Raw genomic sequence first — 18,173 nt, 5'->3', positions numbered from 1 at the left:
TCCTGGACGCTGATTCTCGCTAAGGACGCTACGAACGCGTATGCCTGCCACGACCATATCGCCCGCCGATCTTCTATCTCCCAAGATGCTGGCCCAGCTTGAACGGCTCGAGCTGGTCAGTCGGAAGATCTTTCGTGGACGGATGAAAGGAGAACGCCGCAGCAAACGGAAAGGGCAGAGCGTCGAGTTCGCCGACTTTCGCAATTACGTGCATGGCGACGACCTCCGCTTCATCGACTGGAACACGTTCGCGCGGCTCGATAAGCTCTTCTTGAAGCTCTTCCTGGAAGAGGAAGACCTCCACTTTTTCACGCTGATCGACGCCAGCACATCAATGGACTTCGGCGAACCGACCAAGCTCTACTTCGCCAAGCAGATGGCGGCGGCGCTCGGCTACATCGGTCTCTGCCGAGCCGATCGCGTTAGAATCGAAACGTTTGGCACGCCGATTCGCAAACCCGGCCCTGTCCTGCGTGGACGCCATAGCTTGATGCGGATGCTCGACTATGTGCACCAGATCGAGCCGGGCGAAAACGTCTCATTGCTCGAAGCGGTCAAATCGTTCTGCTTGCGAAATCAAGGCAAGGGCGTTCTGGTCCTAATCACCGACCTGATGGACAAGTCCGGCTACGAGGCGGCGTTCCGCTTTCTGACCGCACAGCAGATGGACGTCTACGTGATCCATACGCTTTCGCCGGTCGAACTGAATCCAGAAGATCAGCTGAAAGGGGATCTGCGATTGGTCGACGCCGAGGATGAAGACGCCGCCGAAATCACCGTCAGCCGGCCGCTGCTAGAGAAGTACCGCAAGACGCTCAACGCCTTTGTCGAAGGCGCCCGGTCGTTCTGCACCAAACGCGGCATGACCTACATGCTGGCCAACACCGACATGCCGGTTGATCAAGTCGTCTCCTCGTATCTGCGACAGAGAGGACTGGTGCGTTAATGTTTCTTCCGACGCTAGGTTGGTTGGGCTGGACGTTGCTGGCGATTGTGCCGGCGGCGATCGTCGCCCTTTACTTCCTGAAACTTCGCCGGCAGCCGCTCGAAGTGCCCAGTACCTATCTCTGGAGCCGCACGATCGAGGACCTGCACGTCAACAGTCTCTGGCAGCGTCTACGGCAAAGCATTCTGCTTTTTCTTCAGTTGCTGTTCGTGTTGCTGTTGATTCTGGCGGCGCTGCGGCCTGGCATGCAGGGGCAAAAGCTAATCGGGGATCGCTTCGTTTTTTTGATCGACAACTCGGCCAGCATGGCCGCCGAAGATGTCCCTGACGCCAAGAACCGCCTCGAAGAATCGAAGCGACGCATCGCGGAGATGATCGACCAGATGCAGTCAGGCGACGTCGCGATGCTGGTCAGCTTTGCCGATCGCGCCAAGATCGAGCAGGCCTTTACCGACGACCGCCGGATCTTGCAGCGGAAACTGACCGCCATCGAGCCAACCAATCGGGTCAGCAACATCAGCGAAGCGCTCCGCGTCGCATCAGGCTTGGCCAATCCGGGCCAATCGGCCTTCAGCGAAGGGGACGCAGGCGTGGCCGACGCCAAACCGGCGACGCTCTATATCTTCAGCGACGGCCGCTTTCCGGCGATTACCGATTTCACCTTTGGCAACCTGGCGCCAATTTACGTGCCGATTGGCGATCCGTTGACCGGCAACGTCGGCATCGTCGCCTTCAACACGCAGCGCAATCCGGACCGCAATGATGAGCTGCAAGCGTATGCCCGCATCGAACGAGTCGGGGACGCTCCGGACGAAGTGGTCGCGAACCTTTACTACAACGACGATTTGCTCGACGCCCAAACGGTCAAGCTGCCGGCCGAAGGCGCCGCGGGGATTCAGTTTGAGCTGGGAACGCTCGACGCCGGCAAGTTGCGTCTGACGCTCGACGTTGATGATGTGCTGAAAGCCGATAACGTCGCCTACGCCGCGATCAATCCGCCCCGCAAAGCGAACGTGTTGATGGTTAGTACGGGGAACGATTACTTCCGCCTGGCGATGGCGACCGAGGCGATCACGCGTCTGGCCCGCGTGACGACAGTCGACCCCAGCTATCTGCAAGAAGATCAATACAAACAAGAAGCGGCGACCGGCGTCTACGATCTGATCATCTACGACAACTGCGTCCCTGAAGACATGCCTGAGTCGAGCACCCTCTTTTTGGGCGTCGTTCCTCCTGGCGACAATTGGAAGCTAGGGGAAGAGGTGACCGTGCCGCAGGTGATCGATATCGCCCATTCGCACCCGATGATGAACTTCATCGAAATGACCAACGTCATGATCGGCTACGCCACTCCCGTGGAAGTGCAGGGTGGAACCACGCTGATTGATTCGCAGCATGGCCCGCTGTTGGCGATCGCCCCCCGCAAAGGTTTTGAAGATGCGGTCCTTGGCTTTCAGTTTATGATCGAGAAAGATGGTTCGACCTTTTACAACACCGAATGGCCGAAACGCCAGAGCTTTCCGGTGTTTGTGAAAAACGTGGTTGAGTATCTTGGCGACGTCCGCCAAGGCGCGGCCGACCTGTCAGTTCGCCCTGGGGTGCCGATAGAACTGCGCACTTCGACGCCGGTCGAAGAAGTCTCGGTAACGCCGCCAACCGGTCGGGTACGCGAGATCGGCCGCGAAGGGAAAAACCTGTTCAGCTTCAGCGAAACCGATCAGCTGGGGACCTACGATGTCCGCGAAGGGAACGGTCCCGACGTCACGCAAAGCTTCTCGGTGAACATTTTCGACTCGCAGGAAACGAACACTCTGCCCGCCGAGGCGATCGCCACCGACTGGGGCGAACCGATCGAAGGGCAAAGCAGCTGGGAGCCAGTTCGCGTCGACTTCTGGAAATGGATCGTCGCCGCCGCAATCGTGGTGCTGCTGGTCGAATGGTGGATCTATAACCGGCGGGTTTACTTGTAGTCGGCTTCGACATTCCGCCAGACGGAACACGAGCCCGCAGCGCCAGCGAGGCAGTGCGTTCGCAAGTAAAAGGCGAGTCTATCTAAGCCTTGCGGCGCAAAATCAGCCGCGTAATCTCCGGCTGACAACGAATCCGCAGTGGGAACGTTCCACACAGCCCACGCGAGACGTGCACCAGAGTCGGCTGTTCATAGAAGATGCCGCTGGCGTAGCGGACGCCATAGCGACTGGGACTGATCATCGGGCCGATCACCGGCAAGCGGATCTGGCCGCCATGATTGTGGCCCGCTAGCACGAGGTCAAAGTCGTGATCGGCGGCGAAGTGCAAACGGTCGGGCGTGTGGGCGATCAGCAAGCGAAAGAGTCGATCTCCATTGTGCTCAAGGGGGCACTGCTCGACATCTTTCACGGTCGACATCCAAGGCGCCTCATCGCCGGCCAAGACAATCGGCGTGTCGCGAATCGTCTTTTCGATCCATCGCCCCCCCAGGTCAATCAGGCCCAGCCGCTTTAGTTCATCGCGAGCCGGCTGCACCTGGGCGAGACGCGTGTCATGATTTCCCAGCACAAAGTGAACCCCATCCGGCGCCGTCAGCTTGCCCAAGGTCGACTCGCTCCAGCCGATGCAGACGTCCTTGTCGAAGATATCGCCGCTGATGACGATCATCTCGGATTGCAGCGCATTGGCCCGCTCCATGACGTGCTGGTAGAAAGGGGGCAAAAATTCGCCGGTCAGGTGCAAGTCGGAGAGATGCGTGATCGTATACCCTTCCAGCGCCGCCGGCAGCCGCGGCAGGAAGAGCTCCTTTTCGGTGACGACGTACTCCAGAATCTGATTGCCCGGGAAACGATAGGCGAACTGTATCTTGGGGATCGCGAGTTCTTCGATTGGGACTTCACGAACCAGGTCGACCGCGCCGATCTGCTTGCTCTGGAAATAGCCAGCTGCATGACGTTCGTCCAAGCGGTGCTGCACCCACAGCCCAAAGGCGATCACCAGGGCCGTCCAGCAAGCCCAAAAGTAGAGCAAGGGAAACTGGTACCAGATTTCGCTGCCGGCCCAATCAAGAGTGGGGGCAAAAATAAAGTAAGCGACGTAGGCGAGCGGTACGACGCCGGTCGTTAACACAATCGCCAGCTCGAACCAGTCGATCACCGTTTGCTTCCAGGGAAGCGAGTGAACGTAGCAATGGATGCGCGACCACAGAGCCAGGTGCCCCGCCAAGGCCAACAGAATCAACAGCCAGGCGAGCGGAGAGGGATCAAGCGGCGAAGACATGGTGCATTTTGTCGCAGGGTTGTGGCGGCCAAAGTCGCCGGACAACAGAAACCCCGCAGAGGGAAGCCTTCGCCCGCCAAGTCGCCAGGCAGGTTATTGCGAGGCGGTCTGAGCCTGATCGGCGTACGCTTCGATAATCCGTTCGACGGTTGCCAGCAAGTCGTCCAGGCGGAACGGCTTGTACAAGACCGCGTTGGGCAACAGGCCGGTCTGACGAGCTTTCACGATCGAGTGTCCCGGATCATAGCCAAACCCAGTCATCAAGATCATCGGAACCGGGGTGACGATATCCTTCAGCCGCTGATACAGGCGGTTGCCTGACATGTCGGGCAGGTGAACGTCGCAGATGATCGCATCGTAACCGGCGCCATGCAGTCCGGCTCGGACCATGCAGAGCGCTTCGGCCCCGTCATGGGCCGTTTCGATATCGCAGCCGTAGCGATCGAGCAAAGCGTGAGCGGCGCTGCGTACCGATTCGTCCTCGTCGACTACCAACACCCGGGCGCCACGCAGACGCGGACGTACCTCGGCCTGAACCGAAGCGGGTACCGCTTTGCTGGGCGTCATCCGCTCGCCCACCTTCTGGATGACGCGCTTGATGTCGCGGCCGTTTTGAATGATGCGGCGGACACGATCGACCACTTCTTCATCGTGGCCAATGTAACGCTCCATGACGTTGACGGCGTCGTTCAGGATTTCGTCCACTGGCAGCGCGACGGCGCTGTGGATCGCTTCGACGCTCGCCTGGGCGGTATTGGCTTGCTGGGCCGACAACAATTCGAGCGTGTTCAGCGCCAGGGCCAGGTCGCGGCAGAAGATTTCGAGGAACTGCAGGTCGCTCTCGGTGAAGGCCCGCGGTTCGGGGCTTTCGACATTGAACGAACCGATCACCGCGTCGTGCAGAATCAGCGGCACGGTCAGCGAACTTTTCGCTCCCTTAAAACCTTCCAGGTAGAGCGGGTCAGACTGGGTGTCCTCACACAGGTAGCTCTTGCCGGTCGACGCGACGAAGCCGGTCACGCCGTTGTTGGTCGATTGGGCGTACAGTTCGCGTTCGGCCGCTTCTTTATCAATGCCGACCGACAGGAGCGGGACCAGCTCTCCGGTCCGTTGATCGAGGACGCGGATTTCGATGACGTCGAAATTGAGCAGGTCTTTGGTGTAGTGCAGGATATTCGACTTGAGCAGTTCGATCCGCTCCGAGACCTCCATATTGAAGATCTCTTCGGTCGTCAGGTCGGCCAGTTCGATGCCGGCTTTGTGAATCGCTTCCAGCTTCTGCCGCTGCAGCACTTCTTCGGTGACGTCGCGGATCGTGACGATCAGGTTCTTGGGTGACGCGTTCGGGTTGAGAACCGGAGCGGCGTGAACCTGATAGTACTGATTGTCTTCGGTTCGCAGCGTTGACGTGCTGGGACGACCCGACGTCAGAGCGGTATGGAACGGGCAGAAATCGGGGCCGAGGATTTCGGGACTGTTGAGGGCGCCATAAAAATTACGGCCGACTACGTCATCGCAACCGGCCCAGCGCTGCAAACAGCTGTTCGCCCAGAGTACGGTATTGTCGCGATCGAGCATCGCAACCCCGTCGGGCATCCCTTCCAAGATTCGCTCGTTCTGCAGAAGGTTGCCGATACGAGAGGAATCTTCGAAATAATCGGTACAGATGTAGACCCCGTCAAATTCATGATTCTTCAACAGGGCGAAAGTGCGGAGCGGCGTCTGCACTTCCGTAATGTCGTAGTCGGTGCGCAATTGCTCTAGAACCGAGTGTTGCCCACCTGGTGCGCACAAACAGAGGATCTTGGGCTTACCAGCCAACCCGCATTACTCCTACCGAAACACCTTGACGTTGTAATTATAAGGTCGGTTAAATTTGAAACAACGTCATCGCCTGGGCGTTTCCCCTTCATACTAAGGTCGGAAGCGACGCCCGCAAACCTGAGAGCGCTTTGCCTGACGGTTAGAATCGGAAAAGTCTTCCGTCGCCTGGAGTGCTAGTGATCGGCGGTCGCTTCCATCGCGCCGGCGTCAAACTGCAAGCACAGCTCCTCCAGCGAAAGGTCGGGCTGAAAGTGCTGGAACACCTTACCGCCCAGAAAGCCGCCTCTAAACTCTTGCTCTGGCGGCAAGACCGACACAGCGACATCTTGCAGCAGCGCTGGCCCAACTCGCAGCGCCGCGACCCGCCCTTTGCGAACCGGCAATTCTTGCTTTTCCAGCACGACAACGCCCCCTTCTTCCGGCGTGTATTGGACGCCAGCACTTTGGGCCATATTTGCGGTCAGAATGATTTCTTTTCCGTTTGGATTCCACGTGAAAATTTGTGGATTGTCTTGATCCAAAACCGCGGCAACACGCGGCTTATCGTTTTGCAAGAAGATGGGAAGCCGATCTTGGTTGGCCAATCGCTCGAACCGAGCCAGCCGGCCGAGCCGTCGAGAGAGGAGTTCCAGCGGCCCAATAACCGCTTGATCCTCCTCCAAAAACTCGCCCCGAATCTTTGCGTAACGCTGGTCCAAATTCACCATATCTTCACGCAACTGGACCGTGCGCGTCGTCAGGGTCGCCAACAACTGCGCTTGCTGCATCAACAATTCGCGGACGTTGGGCAGTGCGGCCAGCTTCTTGGGCTCGACGGCGTCGCCGGCGCTAGTCGCCATTTTGCGAAGTCGGCCGATTTCCTGCGCCAGCTCTTTCTCTTGATCGCTGCCGACCGCATGCTCCTTCAAACGCTTCCCCAGCCGATCAATGGCGGCCAAAGTCGCTTGCTGCCGTTTCCAATTCCGGGCGTTATCTTCCCGCGCCAGGTCGACCTGGCGCTGAACAAAACTGAGTTGCTGCTCCAACGAATCGAGCTGCCGCAGTTCAGGCGCGAGATCGGTTTCGCACGGCAAGATCCAGCGACGTCCGTATTTGACGAGTCCCTGCTGCTCAAACAGAGCCTCCGTCTCCTCTTGCGCCGGCAAGGGAGCGACCGAAGTCAGCAGAATGGCGATCGCCAAAGATCGAGAAAATCGCAGCAACGCGCAGCCCTGAATGGACAGTGAAGTGATGAGAGCCTTCCATGATGCCGTAGTTAAGGGAAAAACGCAAACACTTGGACAGTTGTTTACATGATGATTCGTTGCAACCCTGTGGCGAGAAAACGACGCTCGCAAACCGCGGCCGTGGCGAAAACGCACCATTGGCCCAAACGCGGGCTCAAACCCAATGGCCGCAAGTCTCTATAAAACATGCACTTGCGCCCTGCCTTGCGGTTTTCTTTGGCTTTTGGCCCGGCGGATGCAATTGAGGATTGCTGTCGCCTGAAACTTCCTCCCTTCCCCCAGGCATGCAGCGGTTGGTTGCGAGAGCCCTTGTCCCCTCGGGCTCTCGCAACCCTTTTTTCCTTGCCCATCACATCGCCGAAGCGGAAGAACCACCTCCATGCACTCACGAGACCAAGTTCAACTTGCGGCCCTGCTGGCCACCCACGCTCCGATTCAAATCCGCTCGATGAAGCAGATCTCGGCCAAGGGGCTCGAACAATACTGGACCAACTCCAAGGCGCGACTCGATCGCTGGGGCCGGTTACTCAAAGATCATTCTGAAAGCGTCAAAAACGCAACGGCCGCCGACCTGCCCCGCCACTGGGAGACGATTCGGCCGGTACTGGAAGAGATTTTGATCAGCGACGTGCTGACCCGGATCTGGACGTCGCTTTGCATCGCTTTCGACAAAATCCATCGCTCCGAGACCGCCGAAGCGACCGTCCGGAGCGTATTTATCGGACACCTGGAAGCCCGCAACCGGGCGCTTAACCTGATGGTTTACGGACGAGGCCTCGACGCCGACCTGGCGGTCAAACTCAATCGTCTCCGCCGCCGGACCGAACGCTGGACCGATATGTTATTGGGCTATGTGGCGGTTGCGACGGACGTCCGCAACATGGGCTTCGACAATGATCGCGTGCAAGAATTCTGTCGCGACATTCGCGAACAGGCTCGCGCTGGATCGCACAGCGCCGGCTGGCCGCTGCTCCTCTCCTCGGCCCTCGACGCCTTCCGCACCAGCACCATCGACTCTCCCGCCCATCCCCAATTCAATCAGCAGATCGCTGCGGCCATCATGTCCTGCTTTGGGCCGGAACTTTTCGATTCAACCGGCGTAATTCGCCCCCTGTGGGAACTGCGAATCTCCAATTACGCCGATGACACGCAGACGATGGTCGAACAACTTCTGTCGCTGGAATCTCCCGATGCGGCCGTTCCAATCCACTTGGGCTCCGATCACCCTTCCCCCCGCTTCTAGCGAAAAGAAGTGCAATAGAAGCACGAAAATTGGCAACAGAAGTTTCTTAGGGCGGGATATCAGTGTAAAATCCGGGACTGGGCTGTGAATTTTCACACCCAGTCTAATTCGTCGATACCCCACCAGCCCGCCCTTCATCTGGAGCATCTGTCGTGCGCCGACTGCTTCCCCTACTCTTGCTGCTCGCCTTCGCCGCCCCACTGTGGGGACAATCAGTTCTCGTCGAAGCCGAAAGCTTCGCCCAACCGGGCGGCTGGAAACTCGACACCCAGTTCATTCGCGAGATGGGTTCGCCCTATCTGCTCGCACATGGACTTGGCGATCCGGTCGCTGACGCCACCGCCAAGGTGACCTTCCCCGAAACGGGTGAATACAAGGTCTTCGTTCGCACCAAGGATTGGGTCGCCCGCTGGAACGCGCCTGGTACGCCCGGCCGATTTCAGTTGCTGGTCAATGGCCAACCGCTGCAGGAAACCTTCGGCACCAAAGGCGCCGATTGGAACTGGCAAGCAGGGGGCAGCGTGAAGATCGACTCGAAAGAAGTCGAACTGGCGCTGCATGACCTGACCGGTTTCGACGGTCGCTGCGATGCGATCCTGTTTACCAAAGACGACGCGACGCCGCCGAACGAAGGCAAGATCCTATCGGCCTGGCGTCGCGATTTGCTCGGCCTGGAAGAGAAGCCGACCGAGAAGGGCGGCTACGACCTGGTGGTGGTCGGCGGCGGTTACTCTGGGATGGGCGCGGCGCTCTCGGCGGCTCGCATGGGCTGCAAAGTGGCGCTGATTCAAGATCGCCCGGTGCTTGGGGGTAATGGTTCCAGCGAAGTCCGCGTCTGGGCGATGGGTAACATCCGTCGCGGCAAGTACCCGCGGATCGGCGAAATCGTCGAAGAGTTCTCGGACCAAGCGAAGAAGTCGCCAGGCACGTACGAAGAGTTTGGCGACGACAAGAAAGAAGCGATCGTCGAGGCCGAGAAAAACATCGATCTGTTTCTGAATCACCACGCCTTCAAAGTCGAGATGGACGGCGAAAAGAAGATCGCTGCCGTCTATGCCTTCGATACCCGCACCAGTGAAGAAAAGCGTTTCACCAGCCAGTTGTTCGTCGACTGCACCGGCCACGGCACGATCGGCTATCTCGCCGGCGCCGACTTCGATATGGCCGAAAAAGGTCGCATGGGCATGAGCAACATGTGGGCCTGGGCCGAAGCGGACGAAGAACGCAAGTTTCCGGAAACGCCCTGGGCGCTTGACCTGTCGATGAAAGACTTTCCTTACCCCCGCGACCACCATGGTCAGTGGTTCTGGGAAAGCGGTTTTGACAAAGATCCGCTCGGCGACGCCGAAGGGATCCGCGACTGGAACCTGCGGGCGGTCTACGGCGCCTTCAACGCGATGAAGAACAAGGACGGCGCCGACAAACACGAGTCGGCCTATCTGACCTGGATGGCCTATGTCGGCGGACCGCGCGAATCGCGTCTGCTGCGAGGCGACGTCGTCTTGAATCAAGATGACATCGTCGCCAAACGAGACTTCACCGACGGTTGCGTTCCCAGCACCTGGTCGATCGATTTGCACTATCCAAAGAAGCAATTTGCCGAAAAGTTCCCCGACAACCCGTTCATCTCCATCGCCGTCCACGACCGGCGGGTCGATCGCAACTTCGGCTACCCGGTGCCGTATCGCTGCTTCTACTCGCGGAACATCGACAACCTCTTCATGGCCGGCCGCTGCATCAGCGTCGATCACGAAGCGCTCGGCACGGTCCGCGTGATGAAGACCTGCGGCATGATGGGCGAAGTGGTCGGCAAGGCGGCCAGCTTGTGCGCAACCTACGACTGCACGCCGCGGGAAGTCTACGAGCGCTACTGGCCCGAAATGGACCAACTGCTCAAACTTCCCGGCAAAGCTCGCCGCGCTGACCTGGATGACGAAATCGAAATCCCCGCCAACGTTCCGTTACTAGCCGGTCCGTATGGTCCGCCGACCGGTTTGGATCCCGCCAAGTTAGCTGGAACGGTCGTCGACGACACCGAAGCGGAGCGGATTGGCAAATGGACCGAAGGCGCTGGCCTGAAAGGGTACGTCGGCTACGGCTATCTCTACGCCGGCGGCGACAGCGGCGGAGCGGTTCGCTTTGCCGTCGAAGCGCCGGAAGCAGGCCTGTACGACATTCACTTCGCCTACCAGCCGCACGAGAACCGGGGCAAGACCGTGCCGGTCGTCGTCGAGACGAAAAACCAGCGACTAGAAAAGAAGATCAACCAGCAAGCGGTTCCGCCGATTGAGGGTGGCTTCATCTCGCTGGGCGAATTGAATCTCGACAAGGGAGAGGTCGTGACGGTCATCGTCGCGACCGCCGGCGCCGGCGGAAACGTCCATGCCGACGCGGTTCAAATCGTCCCCGTCAAGAAGTAGATGACCGATCCGCAACTGCGACGCCCGGCCTGGCGACCTTTCGTCCACGCCGGGCGAGTGCTGATTCTGGTCGCGATCGCGCTGATCATTCATCTAGCCGCCACTCTGCATGCGCCGGACGAAAGTGGTCCTTCGCCCACGGTCGATATCGCCGTCACAAAGCAGCTGTTCGAAACCGCTGATCGTCTTGCTGAAGGAGACGTCGTGCTCGACGCCGCCGGACAAACGCTGGGGCGCGTCATTCAGACTTCTCCGGCAGGCGACCAGGCGATCGGTTTCTCGGGGCCGACCAATGTTCTGCTTGGCTTCTCGTCCGACGAAAAAATCGTCGGCATGGCGATTCTCTCGAGCCGCGATACCCGCGAGCATGTGGCGGCGATTGAGCGTGAAGGAAAGTTCCTCGACAGCCTAGACGGCCTGACCCGGGAAGAGGTACTCGCGCGAACCGACTTTGACGCCGTCTCCGGCGCGACGCTCACCAGCCTGGCGATGATCGAAGCGGTCCAGCGAACTCTTGGCGGCGTCCAAAGATCGCTGAAGTTTCCAGAGCCGCCTCGGATCGAGGTTGTTCGGAAACTTTACCCGGACGCTGAGTCGCTCGCAGAGGATCCCCACTACCCTGCCCTCCTAAATGTGCAAGACGCAAGCGGCGCCCAGATCGGCAAGCTGCTGCGAACCTCGCCGGCGGCCGACAACGTGGTCGGCTACCAAGGTCCGACCGACATGCTGATTGGGCTGGACAACGACGACAAAGTGACCGGCTTGGCCCTTTCGCATAGCTACGACAACGAGCCATACGTCGACTACGTGCGGACCGACGACTATTTTCTGGGCCTGCTCAACGGCCAATCGCTAGCGGAGTTGGCGAAGGAACATCTCGAATCGCTGCAGATCGAGGGGGTCTCGGGGGCAACGATGACGAGCCAGGCAGCGGCGATTGGCGTTTATCTTGCCGCAGCTGAGCGGATCAAAGCTTATCAAGAAGCGAAGAATTCTCGTGAGCAAGCCTCGCTGATTCAGTTCCGCCAGCGCGACTACATCACCATTGCCGTCGTGGTCATCGGCGTACTGCTCGCTTTCAGCCCATGGCGTGGCAAACCATGGGCGCGGATTCCGTTTCAGATATTGGTGCTGGTCTATCTCGGCTTTGCCAATGGGGACTTTGTTTCGCAGGCGCTGCTGGTCGGTTGGGCGCAAAATGGCGTGCCGTGGAAATCGGCGTTTGGGTTGGTGCTGTTGGTTGCCGCAGCATTGGCGCTGCCGACCTTTACCCGGACCAACGTTTATTGCAGCCATCTTTGCCCACATGGCGCGGTGCAGCAATGGACCAAACGGCGGATCAAGTGGCAGTGGAAACCGTCCACAAAGACGCTACCTTGGCTCAAAGCGATTCCCAGCGTCTTACTCGCGTGGGTCGTGCTGGTCGCGGCGGCCCGTTGGTCGTTTAGCCTGGTCGATATCGAACCGTTTGACGCCTACGTCTGGCATATCGCCGGCTGGGGGACGATTGCGGTCGCCGTGGTTGGGCTGATCGCTTCCCTCTTCACCCCAATGGCCTACTGCCGCTTCGGCTGTCCGACTGGCGCCCTGCTCGACTACGTTCGCTACAATGGAAAGAGCGAATTCTGGACGCGGCGCGATTGGGTCGCCGTTGGCCTGGTGGCGCTGGGCGCGGTGGCGCTGTTGTTCTAAAGACCAAGACGAAATCAGGAGGAGACCGTGGCGCGCAAAGGAGGCGAGTGGCCGCTGCATGCGATCTATCTCGGCGCGATTCTACTATTGGCCGGCATCACGCTGAAATCGGTCGAGTCGTTCACGCTGACGCCGACGGCGACGCGGCTGCTATCGCGACATGCCGGCCCTTCGACTGACACGACCGAGGGCGCCATCCAGAGCATCATTGTCGAAAATACCGATCAGCGGCATATGATCCGCCCTCGCGGCTGGGTCGGGTGGTGTCTCCTTTCGGCAGGCGCCGTGTTGGTCGTGCATGGCGTCATCTTGAAAGTGCGATAGCGGACGGTGGTAACGGCGACTACCACTTCCACCAGTCGATCTCTGTTTCAGATCTTGCGTAATTTGACGGCTGCGCCGCGAATTCTTCCCGAATCGGGCCTGTTATTGGCCCCATTCGTCTCGCCATGGCGGCAAGATCTCCCCGAGAATTGCGAATAGTCTCGCAGAACAACATGCGTCAAACACCAAGGAACCACTGATGAACCCACTCTCTCTATTGCTGATCGGCGCCGGTTGCGTTGTCGAGGTATTGGGCGTCCTGTTTTGCGTCGTCAATGCTGGCGAAGCGGGCATCAATATGCCGCTGCTGATTGGCGTGATTCTATTCGGCTCGATGCTCTCGGTCGGCGGCGTCTTCTGGCACATCATGGCCAAGCGGATGTAGCCGCCGCGGCGAATCTACTGGTCGATCGCTGGGGAGTTCTGATAAACTAGGCGGATTGAATCGCCACCTCCCCCGCGTAGAAAGGTCGCCCGTGTCTCAGGCCATCGCCGGAGTCGCCCCGAGTGCGAAGTCGGAAACGACCGTCATGACCGTCTGGCCGTCCAACGGCGCGTCGCGACTGGGCCGTTTTCTCGGCCGTTTGTACCTAATCGAGTCGGGCGTTGGTTTCCTGACCGTCGGCAATCTGCTGGCGCTTGCAACCAGCCCCATCGGCGCTGCGATCTATCTATGGCACGCTGCGCCGGGCGTTGGCGCCCATTATCGCTTGACGAATCGTCGCGTGATCATCGAGCAGGGACTCAACGGCAAACCCGATCGCTGGGTCGATCTCGACCGTTTCAATCGGATCGAAATCGACGTCCAACCAGGCCAAGCCTGGTATCACGCTGGCGACATGATCTTCTACCTCGACAATGTCGAGACTTTCCGCCTGAGCGGAGTCAGTCGCCCCGATGCGTTTCGCGCCGCCTGCTTGAAGGGACGGCAAACCTACGTCGGCGTTCGCGAAGCATTGCAGCGAGAAGCGCAGCTTGCTCGCGGCGGCAATTAAACCGGCACAATATTGACTTCCAGCGCCGGCAGGTCGACGATAGCGATTGTGTGGCGACTTGCGCGGTACAAAGCGCCTGGATTGAGCACGTGCGTCTGACCGACGGTATAGCTAGCAACTTTGTGCGTATGCCCATGGCAGACTAGGTCGTAGGCGCCGCAGTTGATCGTTTGTGCGAGCCGGGCTTCCTCGTGACCATGCAGGAAAGCGATTTTCCGCCCTGCCAGCGTCAGGCTGCCAAACAGGCCGTGGAAGGTATGCCCGGCGGTCTTACAGTCGGCCGAGAGGGTCTCAGCGTCGTAATCGACATTGCCGACGACATAGTGGGTCGGCCAGGACGAAAACAGGTCGATAATCGCCGCGGCGCCTATGTCGCCGCAATGGATGACCTGGTCGACCTCAAACGACTCGAGCATCCGAATCGCGTCGCGAGTGAACTCGACCTGACCGTGCGTATCGCTCACAATTCCTATTTGCATCCATTGTTTCCCTGATTCGAACCGGAAGAACCGCGTTGTCACGCGATATCCTTTCTGCGATTTTTCTGACGGCGCTGTTGGCGGTTCCCACGTTGTGGTGGCTGGCCAACTGGTCGCGGCGGGTCTACACGTTTCCGCGATATGTGCTGGCGTGCGTAAACGTGGTGCTGTCGCGTTGCTATTGGCGGACGTCGATTGCGGCGAACCTGCCGATCCCGATCGGCCAAGGCGCCGTGTTGATCGCCAACCATCGTAGCAGCGCCGACCCATTCTTCATTCAAGTCGCCGCCCATCGCGTCGTCCACTGGATGGTCGCCAAAGAATATGTCGAACATCCTGCTTTGGCCTGGTTTTTACGACAAACCGGCGCAATCGGCACAAATCGCGGCGGGCGCGACACCAAGGCGATCCGCGCCGCGATTGAACTGCTCAGCGCCGGCGAGTTAGTGGGCGTTTTGCCAGAAGGGCGGATCAATATGACCGACCAGTTGATGCTCCCTTTTCGCCCCGGCGCGGCGATGATCGCCCAGCATGCCGGCGTCCCGATCATACCGATCTATATCGAGGGAGCGCCGTACGATCGGTCCCCCGCCAGCCCGTTTCTGATGCCGGCACATGTGATCGTAGAAGTTGGCGAGCCGATCGATACCTCGACCGGCACGCCGCAGGAGATCATGGAACAGGCGACTCGCGCAATCGCCCATCTCGCCGGCCGTGACGACTTCGAGCCGCAATTGGCCGGGCGAGATTGGAAACCGACCCGGGCCGACCTGGAGAAGGCGATGGCCGACGCCAAACAGCGAAAGTGGACGCGCTAGTCGGTCTCTAGTTCAAACTTCAGATCCTTGGCGCCGCCATTGCCGACGGTCGCGGTCAGCTTGGAATCGACGTTGTATCGCAGCGGAATGTAGTTGACCTCTCGCTTGGGCGCGTCGGCGCCATACATCGCCACGGCAGTCGCGTCGGGCGTTTCTTCGCGAATCGCGGAGATCTCGACGCGGTATTCGCCCGGCATCGCTTCCCCTTGGCATTTGCCAGCGTCGACGTCGAAGCTGAAAAACTCGCCGTCGGTTCGTCGCAAATAGATCGTCCCGTCGGGCAGCGGATTTCCGTCAAGCGTCACTTCTCCGGCGACCGGCACTTTGGCGTCGCCAGCCGGCGTACAGCCAAGCGAACTTAGCGTCAGGATCAAACCGCCGACCAGGGCGCATGCGCACAGCTTTCTCGCATTCATGGGCAAGTTCCTTCCAGGAATAATGGGGGGGATGCAATCGACGTTTCGTGCGACCGTTACGTTCCCGAAAGGACCAAGCCGTCATCGCGGGTCACCAGCTTCGCGACTTCTTCCAACGCCATCGTTTCGGTGGCGAAATGCACCGATCCATCCACGTACAGCAACTGCAGACCGCCTGGATGGGCGCTGTTGAGTGGGATGTTGTTGCCGAAGTTGTGACAAACGCCGGTCGACATGCAGGTGCCTGATCCATTGTCCCAGCCAATCTTTTGGTTCAGCTTGTAGCGTACGGTCGTTTGATTGAACGTCCGGGCGTCACCGCCGGGATAATAGTTGGGAGGGCGACGATCGTTGTTGTCGCCATGCCCGCCAATGAAGTAACCGTGCGGCTGACCTCCCCGCCAGGTGACCTTAGAACCATCGCGGGTCGTGAGAAAGTCGCCATGTTCGCCAACAATCGCGACATTGCTCGTTCCATCCTGAACCGACGCCATCGTCAACTTGCCAAAGGGAAACAACATCCCGCCGCCGCTGACGATCCCGCCCGAGCAGCAACCTTCGACCCCCGACGCGCCGGCGTTGGTTCGGTTCTCGGTGTATCCGGGGATCAAACCATCAATCGCGCCGGAGATGCCGACATACGACGGAGACGTGACGTCGCCGGTGACGCCCGAGCTAAACGTGCCAGGATTGTCAGCGACCGCATCGTACGGCGCCGAGGGACAAACATAGGTTTCGATATTGGCGCCTTTCATCGCGTCGACATTGTTCACATTGCCCCAACCCGAGTTGCCCATGTTGAATTGAAACTTGGCGTGCAGGTTCCCCTGCTCGACGCCGGGCAATAGGAACACCAACCACGAAGGCCCATAGCCGCCGCCGCTGTCGCGATTTCCGAACGGACGTTGATCGTCCGAACTTCCCGGCGGGAAGCGGTTGTATGTGTCATGGAAGTTGTGCAGCGCCAGCCCCAGCTGCCGCATGTTGTTGGTACAGCTCGCACGCCGGGCCGCTTCCCGGGCCTGTTGCACCGCCGGCAGCAGCAATGCGATCAGGACGCCGATGATGGCAATTACCACGAGTAGTTCGACCAGCGTGAACCCGGCCTGATATCTACGGATACGCATAAGACACCCCTCGAGAAGTATTTAAAGACAGCAAAGGGAGCTAGATGCCTCAAGATATCACGTAAGGCGCAAACAAGTCCACAAAAAAGTTTTTACGAGCTTATTTTTTCTTTCACGGTCTTTTATGGCAGAGGAGATGGCGAATTTGGCCAGCTTGACGGGCGAGCTGACGAGCCAAGTGACCTGGAGAAACAGCTGAATCAAGGAGCGTCAGAACCGGCGACGACTGGATAAGCACAGCGCCTACCATCGGGACGTCGGCGATCGTAGCGCCAGTGGCGCAAATCGCCGCTGCCAGCTGTTCCGTCCAAACGAAGTCGACGGGCGCATAGACGAACAGTTTCCCTCGCACGTCGACCGGATGATCGATTGGCGTTGCGTTTTCACCTCGCCACTCTGGTAGCCAAGCCGACAGGTGCAATCGCATGACATCGACTGGCAACAATTCCATCGCCGCCGTGAATCGCGGGTTGATCTCCAGCGGCCAGAGTTCCCCATCGCTCAGAATAAAGTCGACGCCAAACAGCCCGCTTAGCGCCGTCGATGCGACAAGATAATTGGCTAGGCGCTCAAGCGTCGCTTGGTGGGTATCGGCAAGGGAAATTGGACCAACGGAGCCTGCATACTGATACGGCTGGGGCGCCTTCCATTTTCGCCCAAACAATTGACGCGTGGCGCCCAGGAAATGGGCCCGACCATCAATCGCCACAAACGCCGCCCCGTAGGCTTGTCCCCGCAACAACCGCTGATAAACGACCTCCTCCGTTTCCACCGGTTGACGAAACGGGCCGATACTCAAACCGCCGGCGGTCTTCCGCGGTTTGACGATCCAATGTCCTGCCCGGGGCGGCTCAAGCTGCGTCTCGGGAAACGGAAAACCAGCCAAACGCAAAGTTTGCTGTAGCGTCAGCGGATCACGGATCGCCGCTAGGGCAGGGGCGGGAACGCCTAACAGCGGACGCACATCGGCCGCGGCTTCGATGATCTCGGGATGGTTCTCAAGACCACCGACATACATCCAGTGGGTCGCGTCGGTCGCCGCCAACCAGGCGGGAATTTCGGCTGGATAATCGGCCAATTGCATCGCCGGCGCCATCTGGCGGAGATCGGCGTCGGCAAATTGATCGGCGGCAAGCGCTGCAGCGCCGCTACGTTGCAAACAGGCAACAGCAGCCCGACAACTGCAGCCAACCACGGCGATTCGCTGGGGCAGATTAGGGGACGTCATCAGTGGGTCGCGCCGATTTTTGGGAATTTTTTTCTAAGAGCCGACCCCAAGTTTTTTTTCAAGCTATGGTTTCCATTGGGCTAGGACACACTGTTTCCATTTCGACGGTACTTTTCTGATTTTCCCATTTCATGCGGACGGCTTCGGCCAAACGCTGCTATATCGCGACCAGTCCGCATGAAGCGA

Annotated in this window: 16 protein-coding genes; 9 read left to right on the top strand and 7 right to left on the bottom strand. The window is 59.2% G+C overall.

Annotated features, from left to right (window positions below):
- Positions 1-40: 40 nt before the first annotated feature.
- Complete coding sequence (locus tag Enr8_RS15295) at positions 41-946, top strand: DUF58 domain-containing protein (protein ID WP_146433021.1); 906 nt, start codon at positions 41-43, stop codon at positions 944-946.
- Positions 946-2,916, top strand: a complete 1,971-nt coding sequence (locus Enr8_RS15290; RefSeq protein ID WP_146433019.1) for a vWA domain-containing protein — start codon at positions 946-948, stop codon at positions 2,914-2,916. The genes Enr8_RS15295 and Enr8_RS15290 overlap by 1 nt, the downstream gene beginning before the upstream one ends.
- Before the next feature lie 82 nt (positions 2,917-2,998).
- Here the strand turns inward: Enr8_RS15290 and Enr8_RS15285 are convergent, their stop codons facing one another.
- The 3 genes from Enr8_RS15285 to Enr8_RS15275 form a co-directional block, all read right to left on the bottom strand.
- Positions 2,999-4,195 carry a metallophosphoesterase gene (locus Enr8_RS15285; protein ID WP_146433017.1) on the bottom strand — a complete coding sequence of 399 codons (1,197 nt, stop codon included), beginning with the start codon at positions 4,193-4,195 and terminating at the stop codon, positions 2,999-3,001.
- A 93-nt stretch (positions 4,196-4,288) separates the two neighbouring features.
- Entirely contained in the window at positions 4,289-6,016 is a 1,728-nt protein-coding gene (locus Enr8_RS15280; protein WP_246120095.1) for a hybrid sensor histidine kinase/response regulator, read from the bottom strand.
- Positions 6,017-6,192: 176 nt separating this feature from the next.
- A complete protein-coding gene (locus Enr8_RS15275; protein ID WP_146433015.1) occupies positions 6,193-7,200 on the bottom strand; it encodes a hypothetical protein in 1,008 nt (335 codons plus the stop codon).
- Between the two features lie 424 nt (positions 7,201-7,624).
- Between Enr8_RS15275 and Enr8_RS15270 the strand changes: the two genes are divergently transcribed.
- The 6 genes from Enr8_RS15270 (at position 7,625) to Enr8_RS15245 (ending at position 13,919) form a co-directional block, all read left to right on the top strand.
- Complete coding sequence (locus Enr8_RS15270; protein WP_146433013.1) at positions 7,625-8,488, top strand: hypothetical protein; 864 nt, start codon at positions 7,625-7,627, stop codon at positions 8,486-8,488.
- A 161-nt stretch (positions 8,489-8,649) separates the two neighbouring features.
- Positions 8,650-10,908: an FAD-dependent oxidoreductase gene (locus tag Enr8_RS15265; protein ID WP_246120112.1), complete on the top strand. Its 2,259-nt coding sequence runs from the start codon at positions 8,650-8,652 to the stop codon at positions 10,906-10,908.
- Complete coding sequence (locus Enr8_RS15260; RefSeq protein ID WP_146433011.1) at positions 10,909-12,600, top strand: FMN-binding protein; 1,692 nt, start codon at positions 10,909-10,911, stop codon at positions 12,598-12,600.
- Positions 12,601-12,627: 27 nt separating this feature from the next.
- Positions 12,628-12,924, top strand: a complete 297-nt coding sequence (locus tag Enr8_RS15255; protein ID WP_146433009.1) for a hypothetical protein — start codon at positions 12,628-12,630, stop codon at positions 12,922-12,924.
- Between the two features lie 199 nt (positions 12,925-13,123).
- Positions 13,124-13,309, top strand: coding sequence for a hypothetical protein (locus Enr8_RS15250; protein ID WP_146433008.1), 186 nt, complete (start codon positions 13,124-13,126; stop codon positions 13,307-13,309).
- Positions 13,310-13,400: 91 nt separating this feature from the next.
- The gene (locus tag Enr8_RS15245) at positions 13,401-13,919 is read left to right on the top strand and encodes a PH domain-containing protein (RefSeq protein WP_146433006.1); all 519 of its coding nucleotides are present in this window, start codon (positions 13,401-13,403) and stop codon (positions 13,917-13,919) included.
- Here Enr8_RS15245 and Enr8_RS15240 read toward each other — a convergent pair.
- The gene (locus Enr8_RS15240) at positions 13,916-14,398 is read right to left on the bottom strand and encodes a YfcE family phosphodiesterase (protein ID WP_146433004.1); all 483 of its coding nucleotides are present in this window, start codon (positions 14,396-14,398) and stop codon (positions 13,916-13,918) included. The genes Enr8_RS15245 and Enr8_RS15240 overlap by 4 nt on opposite strands.
- Positions 14,399-14,433: 35 nt before the next feature.
- Here Enr8_RS15240 and Enr8_RS15235 point away from each other — a divergent pair, with 35 nt between their 5' ends.
- Positions 14,434-15,216, top strand: coding sequence for a lysophospholipid acyltransferase family protein (locus Enr8_RS15235; protein ID WP_186767673.1), 783 nt, complete (start codon positions 14,434-14,436; stop codon positions 15,214-15,216).
- Here Enr8_RS15235 and Enr8_RS15230 read toward each other — a convergent pair.
- From Enr8_RS15230 to Enr8_RS15220, 3 genes are all read right to left on the bottom strand, one after another.
- On the bottom strand, positions 15,213-15,632 hold the full coding sequence (locus Enr8_RS15230; protein WP_146433000.1) for a hypothetical protein: 420 nt from the start codon (positions 15,630-15,632) through the stop codon (positions 15,213-15,215). The two genes, Enr8_RS15235 and Enr8_RS15230, sit on opposite strands and share 4 nt — an antisense overlap.
- A gap of 56 nt (positions 15,633-15,688) precedes the next feature.
- Positions 15,689-16,759: a DUF1559 domain-containing protein gene (locus tag Enr8_RS15225; RefSeq protein WP_146432998.1), complete on the bottom strand. Its 1,071-nt coding sequence runs from the start codon at positions 16,757-16,759 to the stop codon at positions 15,689-15,691.
- A gap of 112 nt (positions 16,760-16,871) precedes the next feature.
- The gene (locus Enr8_RS15220; protein ID WP_146432996.1) at positions 16,872-17,987 is read right to left on the bottom strand and encodes an ATP-grasp domain-containing protein; all 1,116 of its coding nucleotides are present in this window, start codon (positions 17,985-17,987) and stop codon (positions 16,872-16,874) included.
- Positions 17,988-18,173 lie beyond the last annotated feature (186 nt).

The organism is Blastopirellula retiformator, from assembly GCF_007859755.1.
Lineage (GTDB): Bacteria > Planctomycetota > Planctomycetia > Pirellulales > Pirellulaceae > Blastopirellula > Blastopirellula retiformator.
This window is presented reverse-complemented; position numbering and strand designations above follow the sequence as displayed.

Bases quoted from the DNA above. Each gene is read 5' to 3' on its own strand.
- Enr8_RS15295 (WP_146433021.1), top strand. From the start codon at position 41: ATGCCTGCCACGACCATATCGCCCGCCGATCTTCTATCTCCCAAGATG.
- Enr8_RS15290 (WP_146433019.1), top strand. From the start codon at position 946: ATGTTTCTTCCGACGCTAGGTTGGTTGGGCTGGACGTTGCTGGCGATT.
- Enr8_RS15285 (WP_146433017.1), bottom strand. From the start codon at position 4,195: ATGTCTTCGCCGCTTGATCCCTCTCCGCTCGCCTGGCTGTTGATTCTG.
- Enr8_RS15270 (WP_146433013.1), top strand. From the start codon at position 7,625: ATGCACTCACGAGACCAAGTTCAACTTGCGGCCCTGCTGGCCACCCAC.
- Enr8_RS15260 (WP_146433011.1), top strand. From the start codon at position 10,909: ATGACCGATCCGCAACTGCGACGCCCGGCCTGGCGACCTTTCGTCCAC.
- Enr8_RS15250 (WP_146433008.1), top strand. From the start codon at position 13,124: ATGAACCCACTCTCTCTATTGCTGATCGGCGCCGGTTGCGTTGTCGAG.
- Enr8_RS15240 (WP_146433004.1), bottom strand. From the start codon at position 14,398: ATGCAAATAGGAATTGTGAGCGATACGCACGGTCAGGTCGAGTTCACT.
- Enr8_RS15230 (WP_146433000.1), bottom strand. From the start codon at position 15,632: ATGAATGCGAGAAAGCTGTGCGCATGCGCCCTGGTCGGCGGTTTGATC.
- Enr8_RS15225 (WP_146432998.1), bottom strand. From the start codon at position 16,759: ATGCGTATCCGTAGATATCAGGCCGGGTTCACGCTGGTCGAACTACTC.
- Enr8_RS15220 (WP_146432996.1), bottom strand. From the start codon at position 17,987: ATGACGTCCCCTAATCTGCCCCAGCGAATCGCCGTGGTTGGCTGCAGT.